Origin of the sequence: Aquimarina sp. ERC-38 (genome assembly GCF_026222555.1) — a bacterium.
In the GTDB taxonomy this organism is placed as follows: domain Bacteria; phylum Bacteroidota; class Bacteroidia; order Flavobacteriales; family Flavobacteriaceae; genus Aquimarina.
Window position 1 is genome coordinate 1841307 of the sequence record NZ_CP098511.1, and the last position, 17734, is coordinate 1859040.

At 35.7% G+C, this 17734-nt stretch carries 14 protein-coding genes; 3 read left to right on the top strand and 11 right to left on the bottom strand.

Features of this window, described 5'->3' with window-relative positions:
- Nucleotides 1-978: 978 nt before the first annotated feature.
- The 4 genes from NBT05_RS07735 to tpiA all read right to left on the bottom strand — a co-directional run bounded on the left by NBT05_RS07735 (nucleotide 979) and on the right by tpiA (nucleotide 3271).
- Nucleotides 979-1368 (bottom strand): hypothetical protein, encoded by a 390-nt coding sequence (locus NBT05_RS07735; RefSeq protein ID WP_265772915.1) that lies wholly within the window; start codon nucleotides 1366-1368, stop codon nucleotides 979-981.
- Nucleotides 1361-1822: a DUF6896 domain-containing protein gene (locus NBT05_RS07740; RefSeq protein WP_265772916.1), complete on the bottom strand. Its 462-nt coding sequence runs from the start codon at nucleotides 1820-1822 to the stop codon at nucleotides 1361-1363. The genes NBT05_RS07735 and NBT05_RS07740 overlap by 8 nt, the downstream gene beginning before the upstream one ends.
- Nucleotides 1823-2038: 216 nt before the next feature.
- Nucleotides 2039-2470, bottom strand: coding sequence for a hypothetical protein (locus NBT05_RS07745; protein WP_265772917.1), 432 nt, complete (start codon nucleotides 2468-2470; stop codon nucleotides 2039-2041).
- 48 nt (nucleotides 2471-2518) lie between these two features.
- On the bottom strand, nucleotides 2519-3271 hold the full coding sequence (tpiA, locus tag NBT05_RS07750) for a triose-phosphate isomerase (RefSeq protein ID WP_265772918.1): 753 nt from the start codon (nucleotides 3269-3271) through the stop codon (nucleotides 2519-2521).
- A 446-nt stretch (nucleotides 3272-3717) separates the two neighbouring features.
- On the opposite strand from tpiA, the gene NBT05_RS07755 reads away from it, so the two are divergent.
- From NBT05_RS07755 to NBT05_RS07765, 3 genes are all read left to right on the top strand, one after another.
- Complete coding sequence (locus tag NBT05_RS07755) at nucleotides 3718-5172, top strand: circularly permuted type 2 ATP-grasp protein (protein ID WP_265772919.1); 1455 nt, start codon at nucleotides 3718-3720, stop codon at nucleotides 5170-5172.
- A gap of 10 nt (nucleotides 5173-5182) precedes the next feature.
- On the top strand, nucleotides 5183-6247 hold the full coding sequence (locus NBT05_RS07760; RefSeq protein WP_265772920.1) for an alpha-E domain-containing protein: 1065 nt from the start codon (nucleotides 5183-5185) through the stop codon (nucleotides 6245-6247).
- 88 nt (nucleotides 6248-6335) lie between these two features.
- Nucleotides 6336-6779 carry a nuclear transport factor 2 family protein gene (locus NBT05_RS07765; RefSeq protein WP_265772921.1) on the top strand — a complete coding sequence of 148 codons (444 nt, stop codon included), beginning with the start codon at nucleotides 6336-6338 and terminating at the stop codon, nucleotides 6777-6779.
- A gap of 633 nt (nucleotides 6780-7412) precedes the next feature.
- On the opposite strand, the gene NBT05_RS07770 is transcribed toward NBT05_RS07765, so the two are convergent.
- The 7 genes from NBT05_RS07770 to NBT05_RS07800 all read right to left on the bottom strand — a co-directional run bounded on the left by NBT05_RS07770 (nucleotide 7413) and on the right by NBT05_RS07800 (nucleotide 17703).
- Nucleotides 7413-8327 carry a transglutaminase family protein gene (locus NBT05_RS07770; RefSeq protein WP_265772922.1) on the bottom strand — a complete coding sequence of 305 codons (915 nt, stop codon included), beginning with the start codon at nucleotides 8325-8327 and terminating at the stop codon, nucleotides 7413-7415.
- A gap of 5 nt (nucleotides 8328-8332) precedes the next feature.
- Nucleotides 8333-10900 carry a circularly permuted type 2 ATP-grasp protein gene (locus tag NBT05_RS07775; protein WP_265772923.1) on the bottom strand — a complete coding sequence of 856 codons (2568 nt, stop codon included), beginning with the start codon at nucleotides 10898-10900 and terminating at the stop codon, nucleotides 8333-8335.
- Between the two features lies 1 nt (nucleotide 10901).
- Complete coding sequence (locus NBT05_RS07780; RefSeq protein WP_265772924.1) at nucleotides 10902-14198, bottom strand: DUF2126 domain-containing protein; 3297 nt, start codon at nucleotides 14196-14198, stop codon at nucleotides 10902-10904.
- A 1149-nt stretch (nucleotides 14199-15347) separates the two neighbouring features.
- A complete protein-coding gene (locus NBT05_RS07785; RefSeq protein WP_265772925.1) occupies nucleotides 15348-15695 on the bottom strand; it encodes a hypothetical protein in 348 nt (115 codons plus the stop codon).
- A complete protein-coding gene (locus NBT05_RS07790; RefSeq protein WP_265772926.1) occupies nucleotides 15668-15913 on the bottom strand; it encodes a hypothetical protein in 246 nt (81 codons plus the stop codon). Before NBT05_RS07790 ends, NBT05_RS07785 begins: the two co-directional genes overlap by 28 nt.
- 163 nt (nucleotides 15914-16076) lie before the next feature.
- A complete protein-coding gene (locus NBT05_RS07795) occupies nucleotides 16077-16742 on the bottom strand; it encodes an HAD family hydrolase (protein WP_265772927.1) in 666 nt (221 codons plus the stop codon).
- On the bottom strand, nucleotides 16735-17703 hold the full coding sequence (locus NBT05_RS07800) for an ATP-grasp domain-containing protein (RefSeq protein ID WP_265772928.1): 969 nt from the start codon (nucleotides 17701-17703) through the stop codon (nucleotides 16735-16737). Before NBT05_RS07800 ends, NBT05_RS07795 begins: the two co-directional genes overlap by 8 nt.
- Between the last annotated feature and the right edge of the window lie 31 nt (nucleotides 17704-17734).

The following is a 17734-nucleotide window of genomic DNA, read 5'->3' on the forward strand; positions in this document are numbered from 1 at the left end:
TAGATCTAAGATTAATCGCTTAAAATAATATTTGCTAACGGTTGAGCTATGAACAGTACTGGTGCAAACTAGCATTCGCTTTCCGCCACGCACATCATAAAAATACACAAACCTTTTGATGAAGCCCAAAGCCCATATTGCTTATAGATTGTGTCGTAAACAATGTTTTTCTAATCATTATAATTCAGAATTTCTAGATTAAAATTCACCATATTTATATACTAATAATAACAGTGTACCATAGAACAATACTAAGTTTATCATAACAAAGAAAAAGCGTTTGAATTTGGTCAATTTAAAAGCTTTGGAGTTCCAAATAATAACAAGTAAATGAAATGGTATATAAAATAACTGTTCAATTTTATTATTATTTACTATCAGACTCAACATTATTGATATTGGAAAGAAAATAATTACCCATAAACTTACATTATAAATATTCAGAATTAAATGCTCAAAAATATTTTTCTTGAATTGTATATAGAGTAAATAACTAGATAAAGTTAGTAAGAGAATATTCGTTAATAAGATTATAAATTGTGAAGAAATATTACTTGATATTACAATTCCCAAAAAATCATTTGCGATTGAATAGTGTAATAAAAGAAATAAAGATGCTATCGTAAAGAATTTTCCAGGACTAAAATAATACTTCCTAAATCCATTCCAATAGTTAGTAGCTAGTGTTTCAGGTTGTCTTAAAGCAATTTTAATATTTTTAAAAAAAGATTTTTCAAGAGAAAAAATACTATCAAACAAATCCACAAATATTGTTCGAAATGTAACTCTAGTGTTCTTAAAATATTGACCACAATTTGAGCAATAATTTTCTTTAATTTCGTTGAAGCAAACAGAACATTTCATATGTTGATTTCCGTTTTTGAATTTTGTTCTGACATTTTTTACAACGTTACGTATAACAAGCGTAGCCTGCTGATACATGGCTATACATCGTTATACATCGTTGTGCGTTCGTTTTTATTCTTTATTAAACATATTTTCATAATCTTTTACGTGATGAGGGAATTCCTCCTTATAAAAAGGATACGGAATTCCAAATATTGATATTTCATATTCTTCCTTATCCATTCCTGTTATTTGATTTTCGACTCCTTTAATTTCAATTCCCTTATCATTAGTAATTTTTAGCTCAGAAATATTCGTTGTCGAAATCATTTTATCTTCTGGATAATCAGAGGCGAGTTCAATTTGATTATTCTCACAATATTCTTTTAAAAGATCATATCCAAATTTTTGGTCGGTAAATCTTAAATCACCGATAACAACTCCCATAGGTACATCTGCTTTTTCCAATTCCGTTGTTCCAATTAGAAGTCCATTTAAGTATATATTGTATATTTTACTCAACTTTTTTTATTTTATTATCCATATATAATTTTTCGACAACTAATTTTAAATTCTGCCGATCCATTCCTTCAACTTCACTTTTGTACTTATCAACTGACTGCATATAAGATAAAAGAAACCAAGAATCTATATGCCCAAATTCAGGTGAATTGGTTAAAACGACCTCTACTTTCTTTTGATGTTTTTTATTATAAAATCTGCATCCTCCTATATGAAAGTTGTAGTTCCATCTTTTTGAAAGTTCTCCTCTTCTAGGAATATTTTTATTACTTCTTGAAATTAATTTTTCGTAATCTTCTTTAATCCCAATATCTAAACCATATTTTTCTCCAAGCTTAAACATAAGTTCTTTTCCTTCTTGACGATAATCAGTTATAGCTTCTTGAACAATATCAAGATTGACATCGTTCCTTTCTTCTTTTTTGAGAAGGTTATGAATCCATTTTTTAATCATTAATTGCTTTTCATTTTCGGTAACGCAAACGACGCACAACGTTTAGTTATATGTAGTGCAGGAGCAAAAATCAAAGGTTTTCGAGCAAGCACTTAGCTAAAGTTTATGTTTTGTTTTTATATTTTCTAAAATACTGAATTTAAATCTTTGGCGACAAACCAAATAAGTAATGACTTTTCGATTAAACCCAAATCCTGCATTATCGCATAGGTGTTGTTACCAGTAGTTTACTCTTCTGTCAATTTTAGGTTTTTCGTTCAGTTTTTCCGCAAAAATATTGTTTTCACTTTCAAAGTTGTCTTCATTTTCAGGGATTATTTGTAAGAGTATTTCTGTCTTTTTTCTGTCAAGTGTGATTTCTCCACCTAACTCAGAACTGTTTTGTTTTACTCCATAAATTGTTCCGTCAGATAATATTACTCTGTGCCAAGACGAGTAGTCCGTTCTTAATGAAAACTCTAAAAAATACTCATCTTTTAAGTTTTTTTTAAATAGGAATCTTGAGTTAATCCCACCACGCATACCATCAGTATAAAATTCAAATTCAGTTATTTTGTTAAAATCGAAGCGGTTAGGTAAAGAGCATTTTCCATTATTAGCTTTCTTAAAAGCTAGTCTAAAAATTTTTATTTTCTCTTTTCCGATCATTTTGTTTGTTCCAATTGTTGGTAACAACAATATAAAGAATACAAACCCCTAAATAGCCCTAACAATAGCTTCAAAACTTTCAGCATCTAGGGCGGCACCTCCGATCAGTCCTCCGTCTACATCTTGTTTAGCAAAAATTTCTTTAGCATTGGCTGGTTTAACACTACCACCATAAAGGATGGAAACCTGATCTGCAATTTGCTGATCAAAAGCTTTTGCAATCGTTTTTCGGATAAAGGCATGCATTTCCTGGGCTTGTTTCGGGCTTGCCGTTTCTCCCGTACCAATGGCCCAGACCGGTTCATAAGCCAGAATAATTTGGCTCCAGGCACTTTTATCCAGGTCAAACAACGCATTTTTAAGTTGGCTTGCTACCAGGTCAAAATGTTTATCACTTTTCCGGTCGTTTAATTCTTCTCCAAAACAAAAAATGACAGTCATTTCTTTTTGTATAGCCGTAACTACTTTTTCTTTAAGAATAGCATCCGTTTCCCCAAAATGGGCTCTTCGTTCGCTATGCCCTAAAATTACCGTCTCTACTCCGATACTTTTTAACATATCCGCAGAAATTTCACCGGTAAAAGCACCATTAGCCGCTTGGTGCATATTTTGTGCAGCTACGGTAATGGTAGTCTCTCGCAATTGTTCAAAACTGTAATACAAATTAGTAAACGTAGGGGCTACAATAACTTCAACATTATCGATTTGATCTACTCGTCCTTTTAATTCACCTAACAAATTACCTGTTTCCGCCAGGTTTTTATTCATTTTCCAGTTTCCGGCAACAATCTTTTTTCTCATAACAAAAGTTTAGTGGTTTTAATTTTATCAATAGTAAGATACAAAGGTAAAGATTGACACCTATATTTTAAGGCAAAACAGTGTAAGTTGTCTTTTTTATTTTTGTAAGAATTGAGTTCTTTACAACCAATTATTTAGTAAATCAGCCCATCCTGCAATCGTTTTAAGAGGAAGAATGTTAAGCAACTAATTGGAAAAATTTTTATCAATTCACTTTGGAAATACTTAATTCCATCCAACCTCTACACTTTTCCACTAAAAATATAACAACAAACCCACCAAAAAAAATAAAAATTAGCTTCCAAACTTCGGGTTTTTAGGACATTTTATGGCTATCTCGCAATATTTTACATAAAAACTAAATTTTGAATTTATTTTTATGGATATAGTACCATCCTACTTGTAAAAGAATACTATATTGTTGGTGGATCACAAATAACTTTATAATGGACTTACCCTTATTTTCTTCTTACCGGTACAATAACACCTATTTTGACGAAGTTTTTGAAAAAGAAGAAAAAGCTAAAGAGGTGTATACTACTTTATTTAATCTTTACAGTGGTCATACCATTTCGGATTTTAAAAACCTTAATGAGAAGGCAAAAGCTTCCTTTTTTAACCAGGGGATTACCTTTCAGGTGTATGGAAATAACGAAACCAAAGAAAAAATTTTTCCGTTTGACCTATTTCCACGGATTATTGATGGTGAAGAGTGGGAACATATCGAAAAAGGAGTATTGCAACGTAGCAAAGCACTCAATTTATTTCTAAAAGATATCTATCACGATCAGGAAATTATAAAAGAAGGAATTGTTCCCAGGGAAATGATTGCTTCTTCAGAAAATTACCTGGAACAAATGAAAGGCTTTGATCCTCCCGGTGGGATTTACAATCATATTAGTGGTACGGATTTAATCAAACATGCAGATGGTAAATATTATGTTCTTGAAGACAATATACGTTGTCCGTCAGGGGTAAGTTATGTGGTTTGTAACCGTACTGCCTTAAAACGAGCATTATTTGGGGTTTTTGATCAGTATAAAATTAAAACGGTAACCGATTATGCGCAAAATCTATTGGAAATCCTGGAAACAGTAAAACCCAAAGGCGTAGATACTCCGACTTGCGTGGTTTTGACCCCGGGCGTTTTTAACTCGGCGTACTACGAACATTCGTATCTGGCCAAAGGTATGGGCGTGGAGTTGGTTGAAGGCCGGGACCTGTTTGTGGAGAATGATTTTGTTTATATGAAAACCATTAACGGGCCACAACGAGTAGATGTTATTTACCGTAGGGTGGATGATCTTTTTATTGACCCTAAAGTTTTTAAACCGGATTCAGTACTGGGGGTTCCAGGATTATTTTCGGCTTATTTAAAAGGTCATGTTTGCCTGGTAAATGCACCCGGAACCGGAGTAGCAGATGATAAAGCCATCTATACCTATATGCCGGAAATTATTAAATATTACCTGGGAGAAGATCCGATTTTAAGCAACGTACATACGTACCATTGTAGCCGGGAAGAAGATATGAAATACGTACTGGATAATATCGAAAAACTGGTAATTAAACCTGTTGATGAATCCGGAGGCTACGGTATCTCTATCGGAAACAGGTTGACCCAGGAAGAAATTAAAGAAGTGCGGGAAACCATTACCAAACATCCTCGAAAATATATCGCACAACCCATTATGTCTTTATCGGTACATGCGACTTATATTGAAGAGGAAGAATCCTTTGAACCCCGACACGTGGATTTACGTACATTTACGTTATTAGGACAAGATAAAGACTTTGTTTTAAAAGGCGGATTGACCCGGGTAGCATTAAAAAGAGGAAATTTAATTGTAAATTCTTCGCAGGGCGGAGGGTCTAAAGATACCTGGGTATTAAAAAAATAATCAAAAACATATGCTAGCAAGAGTTGCCAATAATTTATTTTGGATGGGGCGTTATATTGAACGTTCCGAACATGTAGCCCGATATCTTTGTGTAAATTATTTCTCATCTCTGGATGCGCCCAATGATTTCTCGCAATCCCGTCAGTTTGTGCTACAGTCACTACGCTTTATGGTGGGCGACCCGTATAGCGGGAGCGAACCTTTACACGAACCCGAGGTGCTTTTTGATATCGGACTCAACACCGATAAAGAATATTCTATCATCAATTGCGTAAAACTAGCCCGGGAAAATGCAAACAGTGCCCGGGATTTAATTTCAACCGAATTGTACGAAGCCATCAATAAATTCTATCACTTTGTATTAAACTATTCTGTTGAAGACTATAAAAAAAGAATGTTGTATGATTTTACGACTAACGTAATGGAATTTACCGCCATTCTAAAAGCTAAAATACGGACTACGCTATTGCAGGATGAAGTTTATTCTATTATAAAACTAGGGGTAAATCTGGAACGAGCCATGCAGGTAATTCGGATTATCAATGCCAAGTACAATGATATTTTGGTAATTAAAATGCAACAACAAGAGCAAGTGCAACGGATCATTGCGTCTCAGTCTCAAATGCAATCTAGTACGTTACAATCTCAATCTCAGTCTCAATCACAATCACCAGCGTCTGATCCGCCTAGTCCTTTACGTCAAGAACATCAATCTGAAGTGACCCTGGAATGGTCTACCTTATTAAAATGTATTGAATCTTATGATATGATGCGCCGGTACCATAAAAAAGCACCGGACAATATGAATACCCTTGACTTCTTGATTTTAAATACGAATTGTCCGCGATCCGTTGTGAATAGCCTAGCTGAAGTTGCCAACCATATCCAGGTGCTTTCCAACGAAAAAAATATATCTAAAAATTCCTCTATATTTCTAGTAAATAAAATTTATTCCGAGTATAAGTATAAGTATATTGAAGAAATTGAAGTGGATTTTAGGACTTTTATTGAAGATATTTTAGAAAAACTGGTAGCCATCAGTAAAAAAATGGAAGAAGAATATTTTGCATATTAATACGGTTGTATTCTTTTTATTTGATTAGTTAAATTGAAGTAGAACTTGGTTTTTATGGCAAGGTTTAGAGGACTGAAATACTGATATTATGAAAAAAAGATTTTTATTATTCTTTATGGTCATCCTGCTTCCCATGCTATCGGAAGCTCAGGAAGTTTCTAAATCGGATAGAGCTAAAAGTATAGTACAAGCTGTAAATCAAAAAGATGCAAAAATGTATGTTGATAACTTTAGTGAGAATGTACAAGTTTATATGTATGGCGAAGATGGAAACTTTGAATTAAAGATTGATGGTATTGATGCTTTGTATAAAAATCGTGCAGAACATCTTAAGAACCACCCGGAAGCCCGAAATGAAATCCAACACTTGGCAGAAATAGATAATCGACTAATTATGCATGATAAGGTTTGGTTAACTCCCAATAGGAAAGAAGGAAGTTCGGTAGTAGAAATTTTTACTTTTAATAAAGAAGGTAAAATTAATCGGGTGGATGTACTACAAGAAAAAAACCTTTTCGATCCGGAAAATTAAAGGGAAATATTAATTTAATTAAATGAAACCTCTTTATAAGAAAACACGGTTATAAATTATGAAAATATTATTGTTATTGTCCGGTTTAAATAGATAAAAGTTTACAAAGCATAGTAAAATAAAGTAATTCCTAACTTTGAATTGTTTAGAGGTTGCTTTTTCACTTTTTTAAAAGTAATTTGTCTTTTAACGTAAATGTTTATTATAATATTAATACCATAATGATTAGTCTTAATTCTTGGTTCTAAAAGCGATAGCGACCTGCCCGTCCACAAGCGGGTCTTGAATCTTTACTGGATACTAATGAAATATTCAAAATATGTTTCTATTCTTAAAACACTAAGAGGATGAATAGTTAAGATAACTTAATGATTTAAGAATAATTTAGTTTAAAATTTAATATTTTCCTTAAATAAGTGTGTATTTTTAGGTGAAGATTACATCCATTCACACAGAACATAACCAATTTTAGGAATATATTCATGGAAGAAACAACAACACACACGCATAAAAGATCCATGCCTAGGGCGGATCAACAGACCAATCAGCCACTTACACGCGAACAATTATACCGTAAAACGCAACAACAACAGCAACAACAATAACCCGAAATAGAGGAGTTTATGCGCAAGTCTACGCAATATCCAATAGTTTGGCTTCTTCTTCAGACCTAATATCCACTGATACTTTTAATTTACTTAATCCCGAACCAAAAACCACCCCTTTTAAAGGAGGTACGTCATAATAATCTCGTCCCCAACCTACCACAATATGTTGATCTTTTGGTATTTGGTTATTCGTTGGATCGAAATCTACCCACCCGAAATTCGGAATGTAAACGGCAAACCAGGCGTGAGAAGCATCTACTCCAATTAACTTTTGTTTTCCCGGAGGGGGCAGGGTTTCAATATAACCGCTAATGTATTTTGCTGGTAATCCAATCGACCTAATACAAGCGATGGCAATTTGGGCAAAATCCTGACAAACCCCTTTTTTCTCTATCATTACTTCGCCTAGCGGAGTAGAAACCGTAGTAAATCCGGGAACAAAGTCAAAATCCGTATAAATACGTTGCATCAATTCATAAGTTGCTTCAAACACTGAACGATCGGGATAAAAGGAAACCTCCGCGTATTTTTTAATTGCATCGTCCGTATTTCGTATTAAAATGGATTCTAAAATAAATTGCTTCGCGTCAATTATTTCAGGAGCGTTTGAATTCAAAGTTTGCCATGCTTGTTGTAAAGTTACCCTTTTACAGGCATCACTAAAAAACGTATCTCGTATGTCCGCGTATTGACGATCTACTGTACTTCTTGAGATGACCACCAGCTTTTTATGTGACTTTTGAATGGAAAACCGGGTAATATGGTTTCCGAAAAAGTCTCTTCTTTCTGAAATATCTGTAGGTTCTGGTTGAATTTGTAGGGAAAAGTCCAATAGCTTTTGACCCGAACTTTCTCGCGGCCGGATGGTCGCGATGTTGTGACAAAGGCTCACCGGGGCTTCATAGCTATAACTGGTTTTATGAAAAACGGAAAAGATCATAACAATTAGATTGGAAAACTTTGAAAGGTTAATTGCTTCTGAGGTAAAGTATGGCTGAAATAAATATCCGAAACGGATTGTGAAGTTTGATAAAGTAAATTACTCATCTCCGTCAATAAAACCGCCAGGTTTTTTCTGAAAACTATATTTTCCGGATCAATAGCAGTCAATTTTTCAACGGAAGTCAAACGTAGTTTAGAATATGCTTCAAAAACATATTTTTCATAAGCAAGTAACTCCATTGACCTTCCGGAAGCAGGTAATTTCTTAACATCCTTAAGGATTCGAGAAACTAAATACGTAAGGGACCTACTGTAGGTAGCATCCAGTAAAATCAGTTGTATTACATTTTCAATAGTCACATAAGAGCGGTAACTGTACCGGTAGATATTTAAGCTTTCATGACTATTTAAAAAAGATTCTAATACTTCATAAGCAACAGGTCCTTCTGCTTCAACAGTCAATAATGCTCTACATTTCGAAATAGTAAGCACCGCCTGTTCCAGGTTAAGGCCAATAAAATAGAGGAGTAGTCCTTGATTTACCAAAATACTCTCTTCAATTAACCCCATAAAGGCGATAATACGGACAATGGTTTTATCTAAAAATTTGATAATTTCGTTGTAAGACAACCCGTCAAAACCTTCTTTTTCAAGGTCAGACCATGATTTCTGAATAATTTTAAATACATGCCACATATCCGAAGACCATAAGTTACGAATAGAATAATACGAATTAGTAAACATCATCATCGTATTAGCCAGGCTACCCATTTTATTTTTATCAAATAATACAGCCTCTAATTCTGATCGTACATCCGTTACCGGTTTGTTCTTTTTATCCCCTACAAAACCAGGAAATGTACTCGTTATCTGAGTAACCCCTTTAAGAAGTATATTTAATTTTTCGTTTTCCAGAGGATTTTGGTCTTTTTCGGACTTTATTAATTGACGTAGCGTCATTCGTAAAAATCTGCATACAAATAAGGACCGGCTGATATAACGCCCCGCCCAGTATAAATTTTCGGCAGTTTGACTAGGTAAATCTTCCAGTCCGGCCAGCGTCTGTTTTGAAAAGGCAATGCCATCAATATGAGTGGTTTCTTTCTCTTCTTTATCTGTAAGTACCCAAAAATCTTTACTGGTACCTCCCCTTTGATTACTTACCCGTAAATTACCTCTTTCCGGAGCTACCCGGATCAGCCCTCCCGGCATAATGGTATACTGATCTTCTTTAGCTAAAGCAAAAGCCCTGCACACCATATTTCTGGGTTCCAGGCTTCCTTTAGTAAAGTTAGGTACGGTTGAAAAATTAATTTTTTCCTGGGCTACGTAGAGATAGGGTTCTTTTTCAATTCGATCTTTTAGTAAGGATTTTTCCTTATTTGACAAATATTCACAAAAAAAGATACTTTCCCGGTTAGACCGATCAATTCGCTTAATTACATGATTGTTTAAATTACTCAGCACAAATTTCCTTTCTTTTTCCTGTCCGCACCACCAGGTGGCAATCTGAGGAAGCATTAATTTTTCGCCTAAAAAATAATTGGCGATGGCTGGCATAAAAGGAATTAAACCCGAATTTTCTAATACCCCGCTTCCGATAGGATTGATAATAGTCACATTTTGTTTTCGAACTACATCTAATAAGCCTGCTACGCCTAGATGCGAATCTTCCCGTAGTTCTAAAGGATCCATAAAAGCATCATCTACCCTTCTTAACACAACATCTACCCGTTTTAAACCGTTTAGGGATTTCATGTATAAAAAGCTATTTCTAACCACAAGATCGTATCCCTGCACTAGAGGATATCCTAGAAAAGAAGCCAGGTACGCATGTTCAAAATAGGTTTCGTTATGAGGGCCCGGGGTTAAAATTATAATGTTAGGCACCTCCCTTTTTTTAGGGGAAGACTGAATCAACAGGTTATTAAAGTCCCGAAAAAAGCCGGATAATTTTTTTACATGAAGGTTCTGATATACATCAGATAGTACCCGGGTGGAGGTCGTTCTATTTTCTAGGGCATAACCCATACCGGAAGGGGCTTGTGTACGGTCATTCACAATCCACATCCTGCCGTCCGGTCCTCTGGATAAATCCGAGGCATAAATAGATAAACGTTTTTCGGTTTTATAAGAAATTCCGTTACATTGGCGTAAAAACCCACGGTGACCGTAGATAATTTCGTAAGGAAGAATCCCTTTTGAGATTAGTTTACGTTCGCCATAAATATCTTTCAGAATTAAGTCCAACAAATGTACCCGTTGTTTTAAACCTTCGGAAACCCGGTTCCATTCCTCTTTTTCAATCACAAAAGGAACAATATTTAAATTCCAGGGTCGGTTTAAGCCTTTAGGGTCGTTATATACGTTATAAGTCACCCCATTTTCAGAGAGCATCCAGTCGATCTCTTTCTGTCGCGCACTTAACTCTTTGCTACCTAGTTGATTAATATGATCCGAAAGGGATTTCCACCCCGGTTTAATTTGCATATCCCGGGTAAACATTTCATCGTGAGTATCTTCACTAAAATAGTCCTGAAGAAACAGGCTCGAATTTACTTCTCTCTGCATTCTATATCATTCGTTTTTTCCGTAAATCCAGGGTATGCGGATACTCCTGATTTATCGGTAACTCCTGGTAATCAAAATTCTTATTTTTTACCAAATTCTTCTGTTCTTCGGAAACATGATCCGGAATTTCGCCCTGGGTATGGTTAAAATTCCAAAATCGGTTAATCCTTCTTGATTCGGCTTCATAGCTATTTACCGGAAATTTGTCATAAGACAATCCCCCGGGATGCGCTACAAAATACGTACAACCACCAATAGATTTCTGGTTCCAGGTGTCAATAATATCAAAAACCAGGGGGGTATCAGTTTCAATCGTGGGATGTAATGCTGACCAGGGTTGCCAGGCTTTATAACGTACCCCGCCCACATAAGTTCCTTTGGTTTCTGTAGCTGCCATAGGTATTTTAACACCGTTACAGGTAATACTGTACCGCTCATCCGTAAAATTCGTCACTTTTACCTGAACTCTTTCTAAAGAAGAATCTACGTAGCGAGATGTGGCACCACCCGCCATTTCTTCGCCTAACACATGCCAGGGTTCAATAGCCATTCGTAATTCTAACTCCATTGCTTGAATTTTAGTCATTCCTAATAAAGGAAAACGAAATTCGAAGAACGGGTCAAACCAATCCAGTTGAAACGGGTACCCGGCCTCATTTAATTGGCGCACAATATCGGCAATATCTTCTTTTACATAGTGCTCCATTAAAAATTTATCATGCAATTGCGTTCCCCATCGAACGAGTTTCTTTTCGTAGGGATGTTCCCATAACCAGGCCACCAGGGTTCTGACTAATAACAACTGCATTAAACTCATCTGTGCATGAGGTGGCATATCAAAAGCCCGTAATTCTAAAATACCCAGGCGTCCGGAGGAAGAATCAGGCGAATATAATTTGTCAATACAAAATTCAGCACGATGAGTGTTTCCGGTAAGGTCGGTTAACATATGCCTGAATAAACGGTCTGTTACCCAAAAAGGGATTTCACCATCTTTCGGAATCTGGTCAAAAGCAATTTCCAGTTCGTATAAATTCTCTAACCGGGCTTCGTCTACCCGGGGTGCCTGACTGGTTGGTCCAATAAACGCCCCCGAAAAAAGATACGATAGCCCGGGATGGTGTTGCCAAAAGGTCAGTAAGCGTTGTAATAGTCTGGGTTTACGCAGCAACGGGCTGTCTGCCGGAGTAATTCCTCCTAAGGTCACGTGGTTACCCCCACCAGTGCCGGTATGCCGACCATCAATTAAAAACTTTTCCGTACCTAATCTCGATTTTTTTGCTTCCTCATAAAGAGTTAGGGTGTTTTCAGTAAGGGCTTTCCAGGAAGTGACCGGGTGTACGTTAACTTCAATAACCCCGGGGTCCGGAGTAATCTTTAAAACTTCTATACGGTTATCTTTAGGCGGGGCATATCCTTCTAGCGTAATCGGTATTTGTAATTCGGATGCTGTGGCTTCTATGGCGGTAAGCAATTCCAGAAAAGCGGCAATATCTTCAATAGGTGGTAAAAACAAATATAATTTTCCCTCCCGAACTTCAGCACATAAAGCGGTTCGAACAAAAGGCGTTTTATGATCAATTGCTGAAGCTTTCTTTTTGGTCATTCCGGTAATTTCCGGTAAAGCTTCTTTTAGTGCAAAAAGATCCGGTTCGTACACCGGGATGGAAGGTATTTCAGGATCAACCAATAGCGAGTTAAGTGGTAATCGCAATCCGATAGGGGAGTTTCCTGGCAATAAAAATATCTTCTTCCGCCGTACCTTCCATTGATTTGATATCCATTGGTTTTTATAATGTGCTAACGGAAGTACGTACCCTTCAGCTTCACCAGGGGTTTGGTTCAATACCTGGTCAATTTTCTGCTTAACCGAAACTTCTTTTAATTCTAATTCAGAAGGGTCTACGTCCAGCGGAAGGTTTCCCTGTTCCCATAAAAAATAGAAAGTATCTTCAAATACTGGGGTTACCGTTTCTTTAGGGCAGCCTAAATAGGAAGTAAGAGTGTTTAAAAAAGTATTGGCATCTTCTTTCTTAGACGTACCTTTCTCCGTAAATTTTGCGAATAAGGATTCATCTTTCCAGATCGGTTTCTTGTCCTTACGCCAGTACAATCCGATTTCCCAACGCGGTAAAGGTTCTCCAGGGTACCATTTTCCCTGAGCGTGGTGCAACATTCCGTTTTTACCGAAGGTTTCCAGCAGTTTGCGGGATAAGTCTCCGGCTAATTGACGTTTATGGTCTCCATCTGCGGCAGTGTTCCATTCCGGAGATTCCATATCATCTATAGAGACAAAAGTGGGTTCTCCTCCCATGGTTAGGCGAACATCCCCTTCTTCCAGTTTCTTATCTACTTTAAAACCCAATTGGTAGATAGCCTCCCATTGTGCTTCCGTATAAGGTTTGGTGACCCGGGGGGATTCAAAAATACGCTTGACGGAATTTTCATAAAAAAATTCGGTTTCACAAACATCCGTAAGACCTTCAATCGGGGCGGCACTTTCATAATTAGGGGTACAAGCTAACGGGATATGACCTTCACCTGCTAATAATCCAGAGGTGGCATCCAATCCGATCCATCCGGCCCCGGGGACATAAGCTTCAACCCATGCATGAAGATCGGTAAAATCTTTTTCAGGACCAGAAGGTCCGTCCAGGGATTTTTCGTCAGCTTTTAATTGTACCAGATACCCCGAAACAAAACGGCTGGCAATACCCAAATGCCGCAAAGTCTGTACCATCAACCAGGCAAAATCACGACAAGACCCTAGTTTTTTAGTAAGGGTGGTCTCGCAGGCTTGTACCCCAACTTCCATTCTCACCGTATAATCCAGGTATTGATAAAGTTTTTGGTTAAGGCCTATCAGAAAATCTATGGTTTTCTTTGGGCTGGTATCTATGGTTTGTATCCATTCTTTTAATAACGTACCTTTCTCTTTTATTTCCAAGTAAGGAAGTAACTCTTGCTGTAAATGCGGTTTATAAGTAAATGGGTATTGCTCCGCATATTCTTCTACAAAAAAGTCGAAGGGATTAATTGTTTTCATATCAGCAATAATCTCTACTGCGACTGAAAGTTCTTCGGTTTTCTCCGGAAATACCAGGCGTGCGAGGTAATTACCAAATGGGTCTTGTTGCCAGTTAAAAAAGTGGTTTTCCGGTTTTATTTTAATAGAATAGGCTTCAATAGGTGTCCTACTATGCGGTGCTGGGCGTAAGCGTATGATATGTGGAGATAAATTTACTTTACGATCATATTTATAAAGGGTTTTATGTGTAATCGTAACTTTTAATGCCATTTTCTAGTTGATTTCCTGATTTAAAAATATAAAGTAAAAGATATTTAAAATATACCACTCAACGCCGGAATACAAAAGTTATTTCAGCGAATTCTTTAATTTAAATTTGGCTTCTGTTTTGACTTCTTTACATGGGCTTCTTAAAAGCTATTTAATCAAAATAGGAATACTTAAAATGATGATATTCTTTTAAACTCAATATTTACCTTTGAATGAGTATAATTTTCACTTAATTTTAGTGTGATTAAAGCGTAATTTTTTTCAGTATTTGGTGAAAAAACCGGAAATTTATGAGGGGTAATTTCAAATAGTATGAAAAGGGGTACGCTTACTAGATAATCCCCTCCGCTTTATAGAGAAGTGTAAAATAAACTTATGGTAGTTAGTATATTTGTACCCAACAACAAGCAACATACACAAACTTGACGGCTTTGTAACTATTGCCAACCCATAAAAAAAACCGGATGTTAACTACATCCGGTTTTTTTATTTCTTAAACTGTTATGTTTTTTCAATAGTTATTTTAGGTGAATTATTGGTTGCTAATGGTGTATAAATGATAAGGGCTCTAGTTTGTAATAGCGTAGATAATTTTAATTCATATAAATCAATCCCATCCCTAGCCCTTCCCGAAGGGAAGGTAGCTAAAAGTCCTTTCTTTTGGAAAGGATTTAGGATACGATAGATAGCTTAAAATAAAACGGCTGGGGGTAATTTGATATACCAACGCTATTGTAAATTAAAGCCATGATAATCAACTTATTCGATTTTACATTTATTAAAGAAAAAGAATTAAGGTACCTTACTTAAGAAAGATATCAAAACCTACCAGGAATTAGATATTTACCCATCCATTAGACGGGCGGTGGAAAAGGGAAAACCTTTTCCTGGATACAGAAGTAAGTAGTAGAGCTATATAAGTAGCTACGGATGATGGAGGAAGGAGCGACAAAAAAACTAGTGGTAATATAACTAGAGGTAAGGAAGGTTTTACAATGCTTTAGTTATTGGCGAAGCTATGAGAGAATAATAACCGAACACTATTGTTAGTTAAAAGGCACTCGAAGTGATAGTGAATTAGTCTGTATTGCTAAAATACTTGCTAATAGATATATTTACTTTTTTCTTTATCGGAAGGATAAAATTACCCTAACTCCTTTTGCGTTTTTTATCTGGGTTCATTACCGTAGCAAAAAAGTCAGTAATGTATACTTTTTGCGTAAACTCATTAATAAAATAAATAATTTTAACGGTATTTCTTTTGGTAATAGGGTAGAGTATTGATCTAAATTCTTTATTAAAACTAGCTAAATCTTCTTCTAAAATTCCTCTTTGAGGATTAACAGCTAAAGACATGGCCAGTTTCATGATTTCACCGGATTTTTTATCAGCACTTTCAATACTATGGGTTTCATATAAATGTGCTAATAATTCCCAATAATATTGTTCTGCTTTTGATGTTATTTCAACTAAATAGCTTTTCTCCCTTTCTTCCAATGGTCTACTTCACTTTTAAATTCATTGATAGGTCGTGTTTTACCATTTTCTATAGCTTCAAGAGAAGCTTTAGCTCTTTGGTGCACCTCAGATATGTCATTAAAATAAAACGCATTAGATTCTTGTTCAAAAATAGCCTTGATTTTAGTTAAAACAACTTCTTTTTGGGTTTGAAGTAATAGATGCATTAGTTCTAACTTGGTACTTTCTATATTCATCACATCAATTTTAAATTCTTAACAAAGATAATTTATTATTCTAAATACTATTTTACCTACTCATCTGCATTCTTCATTTTGTAATTTGTATCTTTATTCAATAAACCAAATTTTTGGAATAATATTTATTCCCTATTTTTCCGGAATAACTCAAATTATATTCTTATAACAGAGGTAGTAATTCCTTCAGGGTATGGATCGTATGTTTAGGTACATACTCTTTAGGTAAATTAAAATTTTGAGAATGTATATTCTCTCCGTTGTCTTTTAAGCATATACTAATCCAGTTTAGTTGATTAGGAGAAAGAAAATCTTTAGACGTATTGTCTCCGATATAATAATACGTTCCTTCGCCAAATACGGACTCAAAATACCGATAATTGTTTGGATTGGGTTTTTCACTTCCAAATTCTTCGGAGATGACAATTTCTTTAAAATACGTCGATAAGCCCAGGGCTTTAATTTTATTCCGTTGTTGTACGCTTCGGCCATCGGTTAACAATCCCAGGTTGTATTCTTTGTTTTTACAATAATCCAAAACGGCTATGACTTCTTCTTTTAAAGTAATATTTGGCAAATGGTTTCTATAGATATCTAATAATTCATTTTTATAAAGTTGAACGGTATCTGAACTGTAAGCGGTTACCACTTTTTCAAAAGCATTCTCTTTAGTATGGTACCAACGGAGCATTTTTTGGTGAACTTCGACTGCGTCTATGGATAATTTTGTAGCAATAAAATCAGCTATAGTTTTATATGCAGACTCTAAATATAGAATTTCTTTAGAAAGGGTGTCATCCAGGTCAAAAATCACGTTTTTTTTATCCATGGTAATCTTCAACTAATACTTCAGAATCGTAGCGTAACATTAATAAATTATCTTTCCATTGATCAAAGGGTTCAACGGGTTTATCTAATAGGTACTCGTTAATCACCCACTTCGGATAATTAGCACCTGCCAGATAGGATAGGGGATAACCCCCACCAAAACGGGCATTGATTTCAATACCAATAACATCTTCAGTCTGCGCATGTACAAAAAATTGAAAAGTCAGGCACCCCCGCGCCCCTTCTATATGTTGCAAGCGTTGAGATATATAATTCATCAGAATGTTCTTTCTAGTCAATCCTTTACTTACCTCTCCACCCCTAATCTCAATTCTTTTTCGGGGAACAATACATTTTAGATCATGGTTTCTGTCATAATACAGGTCACATGTATACTCGTCGTGTTCTTTTTTAGAATAGTATTCCAGAAAAAGTAATTTTTCGTTTTCAATCAATTCGTTACTTAAATCACTTTCTTCTTTAATAATATAAAGATCACTGCTTCCGCTACCATCAATAGGTTTTATAAAAAATGGGAAGGTATAATTTGTACGAGAATATTCTTTTGCGTATTTGATGTTTTTGGTGGCAAAAAAATGATGAGTATTTCTTTTATCATTGCAATAGGATATAAATTGCGCGGAAGAAATAATTGGATAAATTCCGTTTGCTACAAATTTCTCATAATTTTCAGCAAGCACGGGTAGCTCAGGATCAATGGTAGGTACGATCAGTTTGATACCTTCCTTTTTACAAAGTGTAATCAGTACATCGATATAAGCCGGGTCTTTGACAAGCGGAAGGTTAAAAGATCGATCTGCAATCTGTGCGGCAGATGATAATTCAGGTGCAGCATCCGAAACAAAGACCTTACTGTCCGGAAATACTTCTTTTAATTCTTTCTGAAAAGCCCTAGTCAGAGATACTCTTCTTCCGGCGGAGGTAATTAATATATTGTTCATGCTTAGGTGTAAATGCTATTTAATAAAAGTG